The sequence below is a fragment of the Collinsella aerofaciens genome (assembly GCF_964243765.1).
GTDB lineage: Bacteria > Actinomycetota > Coriobacteriia > Coriobacteriales > Coriobacteriaceae > Collinsella > Collinsella aerofaciens_BU.
On record NZ_CAXTGI010000002.1, the window covers coordinates 141,644 to 154,554 of the forward strand.

The following is a 12,911-nucleotide window of genomic DNA, read 5'->3' on the forward strand; positions in this document are numbered from 1 at the left end:
TTGTGGAGACAGGGACCTCAGGGGTTTTATAAACCTGCTGGTAGCGGGCCGTATGCAACACCATTGCTGCGTACGGCCCGTTTTTTGACGGCATTTGGTCAGCTTTTGGTTTGCTTCCGGTACTTACCCGCATGAAAGGTGCCCTCATCATCGGGGCAATGCAGCGTGCGGGAAAGGAGACCCCATGAGTGCCGCAAGCAAAAAGAGCAAGACGCAGCAGCTCAAGGAGCGTTGGGAAGAAGGGGAGCTCGATTGCGGCTCGATCACGCCCGAGTTTATCAAGGGGCTCAGCCCTCGAGAACTCGGCATGTTGGGCGAGCTTATCGCCATCGACTACTTTAACGAGCGCGGCTATGCCCTGCTGGAGCAAGGCTATCGATGCTCGGAGGGCGAGGCCGACTTGGTGTTGCTTGACGAGCTCGACGATGTGGTGGTGATGGCCGAGGTCAAGACCAGGCGGGTCGCGCTTAATTGCGAAACGCGGGTGTTTCCCGAGGAAGCGGTGAACGCCCAAAAGCAGCGGCGCTATCGTCGCATTGCGAGTTGCTACCTCATGGAGCATTATCCGCTCAAGGCAATTCGCTTCGATGCGGTGGGCGTCACCATTCGCGGCGGGCATATCGCCGAGATCGAGCATCAGTACAACGCGTTCGATTGGCAGGTGTCGTGATGGCGTTCGAGACCTTTGCCGTTCACGCGGCCTGTATCCGCGGCGTTGAGGCGATTCCCGTCACGGTCGAGGTGTCGCTTGCGGGCGGCATCCCGGGCATCCAGATGCTCGGTATCCCGAGTATGGAGGTGATGGAGTCGCGCGGGCGTATTCGGTGCGCGATGCGCTCAGCCGGGTTCGAGATTCCGCGCTCGGGCATTACGGTTAACCTGGCGCCTGGCGATATCCGAAAGACTGGTAGCGGCTTTGATTTGCCTATAGCCATTGCGGTGCTTGCGGCCGACGGACAGATTCCCCGCGACAACCTCGATCGCTGTCTCATTGCCGGCGAGCTTGGCTTGGATGGCACGGTGCTTCCCGTAAAGGGCGAGGTGGCATTCCAGCTGCTGGCTCGCGATATGGGGCTGTCTTTTATCGCCGGCAGGTCCGACCAACATGTTCCGCTTGCAGGAGTCGACTGCGGTTTTATTGATCATCTGTCGCAGCTTGCCCACGGTATGGGCGAGGCGGCTCGGCACTATCTGGATTCTGAAGGGTTCGAGGCCACCTTTGAGCCCGAGCTCGATTATGCCGACGTGTTGGGGCAGGAGGTGGCCAAGCGCGGCATGGCGCTTGCGGCGGCAGGGGAGTTGGGCTTGCTTATGATCGGGTCTCCGGGATCGGGCAAGACCATGCTTGCACGCCGCATGACGGGTATCTTGCCCGAACTTTCCGTCGAGGACCAGCAGGAGGCGTTGTGTATCCATTCGGTCCTAGGTGAGAACATCGATGGCCTGCTTGCGGGACATCGGCCGTTTCGAAGCCCCCATCACAGTATTTCGACTGCGGGCCTCATCGGCGGAGGGCGACCGGTGCATCCGGGCGAGATTAGCCTGGCGCACGGCGGCGTGCTCTTTTTGGATGAGCTCGCCGAGTTTCCCACCGGTGTGTTGCAGACGCTTCGACAGCCTATCGAGCGCGGCTATGTCAGGATCGTACGCGTTGACGGGGCCTTTACGTTTCCCTCGCGTTTTCAGCTGCTTGCGGCGAGCAATCCCTGCCCCTGCGGTTTTTTGGGCGATCGCGAGGTGCCGTGTCGCTGCTCGGCATCGATGGTCGAGCGCTACCGGTCAAAGCTGCGCGGTCCCCTGGCCGACCGTATCGACCTGATGATCGACGTGACCCGCCCCGATCCGCAAGTGATTATCGAGGGCGCCGAGGGCATGTCGTCGGCCGAGCTGCGCGACTACGTTATCCGCGGTCGGGCCTTTCGCGCCTGGCGTGAGGCTCGTATGGACGATATGGATGCCGAGGCAGAGGATGACGAGTCTCGCTCCATCGATGGCGTCGTGTCGACTTTTGCGCTCGACGGGGCGGCGGAGAAGTGCGTGCTCGGCCTGTCGAAACGCACGCATCTCACGGGGCGCGGTATCGTGCGCCTGGTGCGCATCGCGCGCACGATTGCCGATGTCGCCGAAAGCGAGCGGGTGACGCAAGACCACGTGCTCGAGGCCGCCATGTATCAGGGAAGGAGGGATCAGTGATGGATGAGGCCCGCTACGAGCTGCATCCCGCAGACGAGCTGTATCCCGCTTCTATCTTGGAGCTTTCCGATGTGCCGCAGACGCTCTTTGTGCGCGGCAACCCGGAGGTGCTCTCGACGCCGGCGCTCTCGATTATCGGTGCGCGTAAAGCGTCTCCCTATGGCCTTGCCGTCGCGGAGCTTGCGGCCAAGGTAGCCGTGGAGGCGGGGGTGACGGTGGTTTCGGGCGGTGCGGTCGGTTGCGACCAGGCGTCGGGTTGGGCCGCGGTCAATGCCGGCGGCAAGCACGTCGTGGTGCTTGGAACGGGCGCCGATGTGGTCTACCCGCGCTCGAGTGCAGGGCTTATCGCCCGCACGCTCGATGCCGGCGGGGCGGTCGTGTCGATCTCGCCGTGGGGCATGGGGCCGCGCAAGTTTGCCTTCCCGCGGCGCAATCGCGTGATCGCCGCGCTGTCGCAGGCGCTCTTTGTGTCGGAGGCCGGCATGCCTTCGGGTACGTTTTCTACCGCCGAGACCGCCATGGACTTGGGGCGCGAGCTGCTGGCCGTGCCGGGTTCCATTTTGTCGCCCGAGTCACGTGGCACGAATTACCTCATTGCGAACGGCGCCTGCTGCATTATCGACGAGGAATCTATCGAGATGGCAATTTCGCGCATCTATGGCACCCTGCGTTACTCGCGACCCGATGCGCCCGGCATCGCCGATCTGGATCCCACGCAGCAAGCCGTGATGCATGCCCTCATCGCCTCGCCGCTCAAGGTCGATGATATCGCCGCGCTCGTCTCCCTCGATGCCGTCGGCGTGCTTAAGCTCCTGGGTTCGCTCGAGCTCGAGGGCCTCATCGAACGCATGATGGATGGAAGGTATGCGCCCTCAAAGTTTGCGCTTCACGCCCAGACACCCTTCGGTCACAATGGAAAGCGTGTCAATTAGAAAGGTGTTTGCAGATGCTCTTTGATCAGGTGACGGTTATCGGTGGCGGTCTGGCGGGATCGGAATGCGCGATCCAGCTGGCAGATCGCGGGTTTGCCGTAAAGCTGTGCGAGATGCGCCCGCAGGTGAGCTCTCCTGCCCACCATACCGATCACCTGGCGGAGCTCGTCTGCTCTAATTCGTTTAAGTCGACCCGCCCCGATTCCGCCGCCGGCCTGCTGAAGGCCGAGCTCGAGCGTATGGGTTCGGTGCTGCTCGACTGCGCTCATCGCGCCGCCGTTCCCGCCGGCGGTGCCTTGGCGGTCGACCGCGTGAAATTCTCCGAGCTCGTCGAGGCCGAGGTTGCCGCCCGCCCCAATATCGAGGTCGTCCACGGCGAGGTCACCCAGATTCCCGAGGGTCATGTGGTTATCGCCGCGGGCCCTTTGTGCTCGCCGGCGTTGAGTGAGGAGGTCATGAAGCTTGTCGGTGGCGACGCCCTGGCGTTCTTTGATGCGGCCGCCCCGATTGTCGATGCCTCGACGCTCGATATGGATGTGCTGTTCTCGCAGTCGCGCTACGAGGAGCAAGGGAGTGGCGACTACCTCAATGCCCCGCTCAACAAAGAAGAGTACGAGGCCTTTATCGAGGCACTCACCACGGCCGACCGCGTGGTGCTCAAGGATTTTGAGGGCGGGGACCTGTTCCAGGCCTGCCAGCCCGCCGAGGAGGTTGCACGCACGGGCAAGGATGCCATCCGCTTTGGTGCCATGAAGCCCGTCGGGCTCACCGACCCGCGCACCGGTCGCCGTCCCTGGGCAGCGATTCAGCTGCGTGCCGAGAATAAGGAGAAGACCGCCTATAACCTGGTTGGCTTCCAGACCAACCTGACCTTCGGCGAGCAGAAGCGCGTCTTCCATATGGTTCCCGGCCTGGAGAACGCCGAGTTCTTCCGTTACGGCGTCATGCACCGCAACACCTTTGTCGATGCGCCGCACGTGCTCGACGGCACCTTTGCCGTACCCGGAACGAGCGTGCGTCTTGCAGGGCAGATTACCGGCACCGAGGGGTACATGGAGGCTGTGGCGACGGGTCTGCTCGCCGCGCTCAACACCTATGCCGAGGCCATTGAGGCCGCTCCTATCGAGCTGCCGCGTGTGGGCGCCCTGGGCGCGCTCGTGGGCTACGCGACCGATCCGGCCACGGTGGGCTATCAGCCCATGCACGTCAACTTTGGCCTCGTGCCGCCGCTCGAGGACGGTAAGCGTCGCAGCAAGCGCGATCGCTACCAGGCCTACGCGGACCGCGCGCTTAAGGCCCTGGATGCCTATCTGGAAACGCGCTCCGATCTGTTTGGAGGCGACCGTTCATAGTCTTTGACCTGTACGATGCCGTCGACTCGTTCATCGCCTACATTGCGCATGTCGAAGGGCTCGCTCCCAATACGGTAACCGCCTACGCCTCTCGGCTGGAGCACTTCGCCGCGTGGTGCGACCGTGAAGGTGTCGACGCTCGCGCCGCCGACGTACGGACGGTTCGCTCCTATTTGGCCGAGCTTTCGCGTAACCAGGTGGCACCTCGGACCCTTGCGGCGCACCTGTCAGCCATTCGCTCGCTCTATCGGTGGATGGCTGCCGAGGGGATCGTTGAGGGCGATGCGGTCTCGGCGATATCCTCGCCCAAATTGCCGCGCGACCTTCCCGGCGTGTTGACGACCCAGCAAGTCGAGGCGTTACTCAAGACCCCTGACACCTCGGCGCCAGCGGGGCTGCGCGATGCGGCGATGCTCGAGCTGCTCTATGCCTCGGGCGCCCGTATCTCTGAGCTCGCAGCACTCAATGTGGAGTCCATTGCGTGGTCCGAACGCACGCTGCGCCTGTGGGGCAAGGGGAGCAAAGAACGTATCGTCCCTCTGTATCGTCGTGCGCTCGAGGCGACGCGTCTCTATATTGAGGAGGGGAGGCCGGAGTTGCTCGCTCAGGCAAAGCGTCGTGACCCCGCTACCGGGCCGCATCCGCTGCTTATATCGGCGCGCGGTAATCGCATGAGTGCCGCCATGCTCAGGCGGCGGTTTCATATGCTGGCGACGCTCGCCGGCATTCCGGCCGACATCGCCCCGCATGCGATGCGCCATACCTTTGCGACCGACTTGCTCGAGGGCGGCGCGGACCTGCGCTCGGTTCAAGAGCTGCTAGGTCATGCGAGCCTGTCCACGACGCAGATCTACACGCATCTCACACCCGATCGGCTTAAGCGGGCTGTGGCTCAAGCCCATCCCCGCGGCGAATAGTGGCTGGGACGTCCCGCGCCGCGCTCAGGTGTGTGGTTTTGATTGCGGGTTGGCAGGAAGATGCATTCCTGCTATCATTCATCGGGTTGCTTCACGGCAACAGGTTTTTATCACGCACGCGCGGCTACTTCATACCGTGGTGCCCGGGCTTTGGTAGCACATGTCCGGGTTGGTTTTGGAGGATGACCCCGCGCGGAGGCAAACCACAGGAGGTTTAACATGGCTACCAAGATTAATATCCGCACCCTGCTCGAGGCCGGCTGCCACTTCGGTCACCAGACCCGTCGCTGGAACCCCAAGATGAAGCCGTTCATCTTCGGCGAGCGCAACGGCATCTACATCCTCGACCTCAAGCAGACTATCCTCGACGCCGACCAGGCCTACACCTTCGTCAAGAACGTCGCCAAGGGCGGCAACGTGCTGTTCGTCGGCACCAAGAAGCAGGCTCAGGAGGCCGTCAAGAACGCTGCTGAGCGCGCCAACATGCCTTACATCAACCAGCGTTGGCTCGGCGGCATGCTGACCAACTTCGTCACCATCCGCTCCCGCATCAACCGCATGGAGGAGCTTGAGGCCATGGTCGAGGACGGCCGCATGGCAGTGCTCCCCAAGAAGGAGCAGGCTGTTCTCGGCAAGGAGCTCACCAAGCTCCAGACCAACCTCGGTGGCGCCCGCGACATGAAGGGTCTGCCCCAGGCTCTCTTTGTCATCGACACCAAGCGCGAGGAGAACGCCATCAAGGAGGCTCAGCGCCTGAACATCCCCGTCGTCGCTCTGATCGACACCAACTCCGATCCCGACGAGGTCGAGTACGGCATCCCCTGCAACGATGACGCTATCTCTGCTGTCACCCTTATGTGCGAGCTCATGGCTGACGCCTGCCTCGCTGGCTCCGGCAAGGAGCAGGTCTCCGAGGCCGAGATGGCCGCTGAGCCCAAGGCCGAGTAAGTCAGTCTTAGTTAATTCTTTTTCATCTCTTTGAAAGGAACCACAATGGCCCAGATTACCGCCGCTATGGTCAAGCAGCTCCGCGAGATGACCGACTCCCCGATGATGGAGTGCAAGAAGGCTCTCGTCGAGGCTGACGGCGACATGGACGCCGCTGTCGACGTTCTGCGCAAGAACGGCCTCGCCAAGGCTGCTAAGAAGGCTGGCCGCGAGACCAACGAGGGCGCTGTAGCCGCGTTCGTCTCCGAGGATGGCAAGACCGGCGCTCTGCTTGAGCTCTCCTGCGAGACCGACTTCGTTGGCTCCAACGCCAAGTTCACCGGCTTTGCTTCCAAGGTCGCCGAGGTTGTCGCCACCACCGAGCCGGCCGATGTCGATGCTCTGCTCGAGAAGCCGATGGGCGAGGAGACCGTTTCCTCCGAGCTCACCGAGATGATTCACATCATGGGCGAGAACATGAAGATCTCCCGCTTCGCTGCCCGCAAGGCCGAGAACGGCGCGCTCGCTTCTTACATCCACATGGGTGGTAAGATCGGCGTCCTCGTCGAGTTTGCTTTCGAGAAGGCCGAGACCGCTCAGGCTGAGTCCTTCAAGACCTTCGCTCACGACGTTGCCCTTCAGGTTGCCGCCGTCGCACCGATCTGCGCTACTCGCGATCAGGTTCCGGCCGAGACCGTCGAGCACGAGAAGCAGATCTACATGGCCCAGGCTGCCGAGTCCGGCAAGCCCGAGGCTATCCAGGAGAAGATGGCTGTTGGCCGTCTGGAGAAGTTCTACAAGCAGTCCGTGCTCACCGAGCAGGAGTTCATCAAGGACAGCTCCCTCACCATCAAGAAGTACGCTGAGCATGTCTCCAAGGAGCTCGGCGACACCATTACCGTCGTTGCCTTTGACCGTCTGGTCCGTGGCGAGTAAATAAGCTCTTGTAGCTGGTAATGAGCAGGCTGTGGGTTTTACTCACAGCCTGCTTTTTCATGGCTCTTATCAGAGCCTTTGATATCATATTGAGAGTCTAATTAAAGGAGGATCGCTTTGTCCGACATCCGATATAAACGCGTGCTTCTTAAGCTTTCCGGCGAAGCACTGATGGGCGACGGCCAATATGGCATCGACCCCAAGGTTACCGACCATCTTGCCAAGCAGGTCAAGGAGCTGCTCGCCGTTGGCCATGAGGTCGGCGTCGTTGTCGGCGGCGGCAATATTTTCCGTGGCATGGCCGGCGCTGCCGGTGGCATGGAGCGTGCTCAGGCCGACTACATGGGCATGCTGGCAACCGTTATGAACGCGCTTGCTCTGCAGGATGCCTTCGAGCATAACGATGTTCCCTGCCGCGTGATGAGCGCTATCCAGATGAACGAGATCTGCGAGCCCTATATTCGCCGTCGCGCCATCAACCACCTTTCCAAGGGCAATGTCGTTATTTTTGCCGCCGGTTCGGGCAATCCGTACTTTACGACCGACACCGCCGCGGCTCTTCGTGCGTGCGAGATCGGCGCTGAGATTCTGATTAAAGCCACCAAGGTTGACGGCATCTACGACAAGGATCCCGTCAAGTGCGCCGATGCCGTCCGTTTTGACAAGATTACCTATCACGAGGTTCTCGTTCGCGGCCTGCAGGTTATGGATTCCACGGCTACGGCTCTGTGTCAGGATAACCGTATGCCTATTTTGGTCCTCAACATCGATGGCGAGGACACCGTCAAGCGCGCGCTCGCGGGTGAGCCCGTCGGCACGCTCGTCTATCAGGAGGATTAAGCATGGCAGAGAACATCACCGCCCATATGGACAAGTCGCTCGAGTCCCTCAAGCATAACTTCTCCAAGGTCCGTACCGGTCGCGCCAACGCCAACATTCTGTCCGACATCACCGTCGATTATTACGGTGTCCCCACGCCGGTCACGCAGATTGCCGCCGTCAAGACCCCCGAGGCTCACATGCTGCTCATCGAGCCGTGGGACAAGGCGCTCATCAACGCTATCGTCAAGGCCATCGGCGCTTCCGATCTGGGCATTACCCCCAACTCCGATGGCACCGTCGTTCGTCTGCCGTTCCCGGCCCCCACTGAGGAGCGCCGTCGCGAGCTCGTCAAGGAGTGCCGTGAGTACGCCGAGCAGGCCAAGGTGTCTATCCGTAACATCCGTCGCGACTTCAACAATAAGCTCGAGCGCGATGAGGAGCTCACCGAGGACGATGTCCGTCGCGAGCAGGCCAAGGTCCAGAAGCACACCGATGAGTATGTCGCCAAGGTCGAGGAGCTTCTGAAGGAAAAAGAAGCCGAGGTCATGGAGATCTAAGGTGCAATACGACGAGCATAAACTGGTCGAGTACTTTGCCGACGCCCCTGCGGGCGTCGGTTTTTCCGACCTTGACCTCAATAACATTCCGCACCATATCTCGTGCATCATGGACGGCAACGGTCGTTGGGCCACGTCGCGCGGTCTTGCACGCACCGAGGGTCATAAGGCAGGTATCCTCTCGCTGCGCGAGATCATTACCGCCTGCGTGCGCCTGGGCGTCGACGTGCTTTCTGCCTATGCGTTTTCTACCGAAAACTGGAACCGTCCGCAGCATGAGGTCAACGTCTTGATGCATCTGTTTGCCAAGACGTTTATCGACGAGCTGCCGCTTCTGAAGCGCGAAAATGTGCGTGTTGTCTTTTTGGGCGACATTTCCGCGCTGCCCAAGAAGACCCGCGACGTTTTTGAACGCGGTCTTGCCGAGTGCGCCGATCACACCGGTATGACGCTGGCGCTTGCCGTCAACTACGGCGCGCGTGCCGAGATTACCCGCGCTGTCCGTCAGATTGCACTCGACGCTGCCGCCGGTAAGATCGATCCTGCCGCAATTGATGACGACATGGTGGCTTCCCACCTCTATACCGCCGGCCTTCCCGATCCTGAGCTTGTGATTCGCACCTCAGGTGAGCTGCGCCTTTCGAACTATCTGTTGTGGCAGGTGGCTTATTCCGAATTCTACGTCACCGATACCTATTGGCCCGACTTTGATCGTTGGGGCCTTGTCGACGCCATTTTGGCCTATCAGGGCCGTGACCGTAGGTTTGGTGGACTGAGCAAGACCGAGGAGGCTTAATCGTGTCCGATCGTCCCAAGGCATCTGCTCCCAAGACGCCTGTGCGCAAAGCTGCCACTGCGGGAGCGCCTGCAGCGAAGAGCGGCACCGGTTCGTGGCTGGCGGGCTTTATTACCCGTGCCGCCGCCGGTATCGTCTACGCCGTTGTCTTTATCCTGTGCCTGGTTTTGGGTATCGTGCCCACGGCCATCTTTGTTTCTGTCATGAGCGGTCTGTGCTGCTATGAGTTTTTCCGTATGACAAGGCTCGATGGCAAGATGGCTAACGAGCGCATGGGTATCGCTGCTGCCGTACTCTTTCCGCTGTCGGCGTTGGGCGATTCGATGTTGCTGAATGCCCTGCTTTTTGCCTTGATGCTCGCTGTGGGCATTTGGTATGTCTGGTCGCCGCGTACCCGCATCTCTGATGTGGCCGTGACGCTCATGGGTCCCATCTACACTGGCTTTATGCTGTCGGCTATCGTGCTGCTGCGCGATGCCGTGCCCGGTTTTGCCGGCGCCCTGCTTTCAGTGGGCGTTTGCGCGTCCCTTTGGGTCTCCGATTCGTTTGCCTACATCGTGGGCAGCCGTATCGGCAAGCACAAGATGGTTCCCAAGATCTCCCCCAAAAAGAGCTGGGAGGGGTTTGCCGGCGGCATCTTGGGCTCGGTTTTGATTTGGCTCATCCTGTGGGCGACGCACTTCTACAAGCTCAGCCTGCCCTATGCGCTGCTATGCGGCGTGGTCGTGTCCATTCTGGGCGTTATCGGCGACCTTATCGAGTCGCGCATCAAGCGCGGTGTGGGCGTCAAGGATTCCGGCAACCTTATCCCGGGCCACGGCGGAATGCTCGATCGTAGCGATTCGCTTATCTTCGGTTGCATCACCGCACAGCTGTTGCTGATGATCGGAGGCGTGCTGTAATGTCCTTCCAGACGACGTATGGCCCCGATGGACGCCTTCGCGTTGCCATCCTGGGTTGTACGGGCTCTATCGGCACCCAGGCGCTCGATGTGTGCCGCCAGCATGCCGATCGCCTGCAGGTGACGGCGCTGTCCGTTAATTCCAGCACCTCGGAGCTCGTTGCCGCTGCCCGCGAGTTCTCGGTTCCGGCGGTTGCCGTTGCCGATGTCGCTCATGGCGATGACGCCGTGCTGCAGGAGTTGCCCGAGGGCACACAGCTCGGCGTTGGCGCGCAGGCGGTTTGCGAGCTCGCGCGTCGCGACGATGTCGACTGCGTGCTCGTCGCTATTGTGGGCGCCGCCGGTCTCGAGGCGAGCCATGCGGCCTTGACCTCGAATAAGCGCCTTGCCCTTGCCAACAAGGAGTCCCTCGTCGTCGGTGGCGACTTGCTTATGCCGTTGGCGCAACCGGGCCAGCTTATTCCGGTCGACTCTGAGCATTCCGCCATCTACCAGTGCTATCTGGGGGAGAACCCGCGCGAGGCCCACTGCATTTGGCTCACCTGCTCGGGCGGTCCGTTCTTTGGCCGCACGCGCGACGAGCTCGATCGCGTGACGCGTGCCGATGCCCTCGCGCATCCCACGTGGGCCATGGGTGCCAAGATCACCATTGACTCCGCCACCCTCATGAACAAGGGCCTGGAGCGCATTGAGGCCATGCATCTGTTTAACTGCGACCTCGATTTCATTAACGTGGTCGTGCAGCGTCAGTCCAAGATTCACTCTATGGTCGAGTTCGCCGACGGCTCCGTGATGGCGCATCTCGGTGCATCCGACATGCGTATTCCCATCCAGTTCGCGTTCTCGTATCCCGAGCGTTGGGATACTCCGGCGCCTCGTATCGATTTCCGCGAGCTGGGGCAGCTCACGTTTGATGCTGCCGACATGGATACCTTCCGCTGTCTGGCACTGGCCGAGCGTGCCGGCAAGACGGGTGGCACCATGCCGTGCGTGCTCAATGCCGCCAACGAGGTCGCCGTCGATGCCTTCCTGCACGATGGCTGCAGCTTTACCGATATCGATCGCATTGTGGAATCCTGCATGGACGCCCACGATATGCAGGTGGTCGATTCGTTTGAGCAGCTTCGCGACATCGATGCGTGGGCGCGTGAAAAGGCTGCGCAGGTGCTCGCCGCAACCCGTTCCTAACCCATAAGGATTGCTTTTTCGTTTTATGGATACTGTTCTGAGCGTTCTCTCATCGGTCTTTTGGGGCCTGCTGATGCTTTCCGTCCTCGTGTTTTTGCACGAGGGCGGCCACTTTTTGGCGGCGCGTGCCTGCGGCGTCCGTGTGACCGAGTTCTTTTTGGGTCTGCCGTGCCGCTTTGACATCCATTACACGTCGCGTCGCATTGGAACCAAGTTTGGCGTGACCCCGCTGCTGCTGGGTGGCTACGCTGCCATCTGCGGTATGGATCCGACCGATGTTTCGTGCGCCGACCGCGTGCTCGCGGCTATCTATCGTCATGGTCGCGTGACCGTGGCCGACCTTGCTGTCGAGCTCGAGCTTTCCGAGGAGGATGTGCTCGAGGCATGCGCCCTTTTGCTGGGCTGGGGCTCCATCGCGCCCTGGTATGAGGAAGGGGAGAAGCCCTCGCCGAGCTACTATCCCACCAAATATCAGACGTTGCCGCGAGACAAGGCAGGCTATACCACCTTTGATGGTCGCCGTTTCGATCGCGAACATGCGACTGCCGAGGGCGATGTGTGGGAGCTGCCGTGCGGCGAGGCCGAGTTCCTTGCGCAAGAGCGCTCGCACACCTATCTTGGCCAAGGCTTTCTCAAGCGCGCCTTTATGCTGCTCGCGGGCATTATCGTCAATATCTTGACGGGTTTTTTGCTCCTTATGAGCATCTATTCCATTGCGGGTGTCACCGTGCCGATGGATACCAACGTGATCGGTCAGGTTGACGAGGGGTCTATTGCCGCCAAGGCGGGTATCGAGGGCGGTGACGCGATCCTTTCGGTTGACGGTGTCTCATGTTCCACTTGGATGGATGTCTACGATGCCATCGGCAAGGCTGCCGGTAAGGACGATATCGCCATCGAGTACGAGCGTGACGGCAAGCAGCATTCGACCACGGTTGCGCTCAAAGAGGACGAGCGCCTAGGTGTGTATGCCTCTACGCAGGTGGTCCGTTTAGACCCCATCACGTCGGCTCGCCTGTCGTTCTCCTATGTCGTGCAGACAGCGGATGGCGTGATGCGCCTGCTCCAGCCGCAGCATACGATGGAGATTCTCGATCAGTCTTCTTCGATCGTGGGTATTAGCGTTATGTCCTCACAGGCCGCTGCTGCCGGCCCTGCCACGTTCCTTTCGTTTGCCGCCCTCATTTCGTTCTCGCTTGGCTTTATGAACCTGCTGCCCATCCCACCACTCGATGGCGGCAAGCTGGTCATCGAGATCATTCAAAAGATTGCGGGCCGCGAGCTGCCGCTCAAAGTGCAGACAATCGTCAGCTATGTCGGCATCGCGCTCTTTGCACTGCTGTTTGTCTATATGCTTCGTTCCGACATCCTTCGTTTTATTCTGTAGGGG

Annotated in this window: 13 protein-coding genes; all 13 read left to right on the plus strand. The window is 60.8% G+C overall.

Annotated features, from left to right (window positions below; genetic code table 11):
- The first annotated feature begins 184 nt into the window (after positions 1 to 184).
- On the plus strand, positions 185 to 670 hold the full coding sequence (locus tag ACESSC_RS02125; protein WP_373161036.1) for a YraN family protein: 486 nt from the start codon (positions 185 to 187) through the stop codon (positions 668 to 670).
- Positions 670 to 2,193 (plus strand): YifB family Mg chelatase-like AAA ATPase, encoded by a 1,524-nt coding sequence (locus ACESSC_RS02130; RefSeq protein WP_373161037.1) that lies wholly within the window; start codon positions 670 to 672, stop codon positions 2,191 to 2,193. Before ACESSC_RS02125 ends, ACESSC_RS02130 begins: the two co-directional genes overlap by 1 nt.
- On the plus strand, positions 2,193 to 3,125 hold the full coding sequence (locus ACESSC_RS02135; RefSeq protein WP_373161038.1) for a DNA-processing protein DprA: 933 nt from the start codon (positions 2,193 to 2,195) through the stop codon (positions 3,123 to 3,125). The genes ACESSC_RS02130 and ACESSC_RS02135 overlap by 1 nt, the downstream gene beginning before the upstream one ends.
- A gap of 14 nt (positions 3,126 to 3,139) precedes the next feature.
- Positions 3,140 to 4,477, plus strand: a complete 1,338-nt coding sequence (trmFO, locus tag ACESSC_RS02140; protein ID WP_373161039.1) for a methylenetetrahydrofolate--tRNA-(uracil(54)-C(5))-methyltransferase (FADH(2)-oxidizing) TrmFO — start codon at positions 3,140 to 3,142, stop codon at positions 4,475 to 4,477.
- A gap of 8 nt (positions 4,478 to 4,485) precedes the next feature.
- On the plus strand, positions 4,486 to 5,394 hold the full coding sequence (locus ACESSC_RS02145; protein ID WP_373161104.1) for a tyrosine recombinase XerC: 909 nt from the start codon (positions 4,486 to 4,488) through the stop codon (positions 5,392 to 5,394).
- 219 nt (positions 5,395 to 5,613) lie between these two features.
- Positions 5,614 to 6,342, plus strand: a complete 729-nt coding sequence (rpsB, locus tag ACESSC_RS02150) for a 30S ribosomal protein S2 (protein WP_006236109.1) — start codon at positions 5,614 to 5,616, stop codon at positions 6,340 to 6,342.
- 45 nt (positions 6,343 to 6,387) lie between these two features.
- Positions 6,388 to 7,257 (plus strand): translation elongation factor Ts, encoded by an 870-nt coding sequence (gene tsf / locus ACESSC_RS02155; RefSeq protein WP_373161040.1) that lies wholly within the window; start codon positions 6,388 to 6,390, stop codon positions 7,255 to 7,257.
- Positions 7,258 to 7,374: 117 nt separating this feature from the next.
- Positions 7,375 to 8,097: a UMP kinase gene (pyrH, locus tag ACESSC_RS02160; RefSeq protein ID WP_040359955.1), complete on the plus strand. Its 723-nt coding sequence runs from the start codon at positions 7,375 to 7,377 to the stop codon at positions 8,095 to 8,097.
- 2 nt (positions 8,098 to 8,099) lie between these two features.
- Complete coding sequence (frr, locus tag ACESSC_RS02165; RefSeq protein WP_089573404.1) at positions 8,100 to 8,636, plus strand: ribosome recycling factor; 537 nt, start codon at positions 8,100 to 8,102, stop codon at positions 8,634 to 8,636.
- Position 8,637: 1 nt separating this feature from the next.
- A complete protein-coding gene (uppS, locus tag ACESSC_RS02170; protein WP_089573403.1) occupies positions 8,638 to 9,432 on the plus strand; it encodes an undecaprenyl pyrophosphate synthase in 795 nt (264 codons plus the stop codon).
- Positions 9,433 to 9,434: 2 nt separating this feature from the next.
- Positions 9,435 to 10,334, plus strand: coding sequence for a phosphatidate cytidylyltransferase (locus tag ACESSC_RS02175; protein WP_231500749.1), 900 nt, complete (start codon positions 9,435 to 9,437; stop codon positions 10,332 to 10,334).
- Entirely contained in the window at positions 10,334 to 11,521 is a 1,188-nt protein-coding gene (gene dxr, locus ACESSC_RS02180) for a 1-deoxy-D-xylulose-5-phosphate reductoisomerase (RefSeq protein WP_117564265.1), read from the plus strand. The genes ACESSC_RS02175 and dxr overlap by 1 nt, the downstream gene beginning before the upstream one ends.
- 25 nt (positions 11,522 to 11,546) lie before the next feature.
- Entirely contained in the window at positions 11,547 to 12,908 is a 1,362-nt protein-coding gene (locus tag ACESSC_RS02185) for a M50 family metallopeptidase (RefSeq protein WP_117564266.1), read from the plus strand.
- Positions 12,909 to 12,911: the final 3 nt, after the last annotated feature.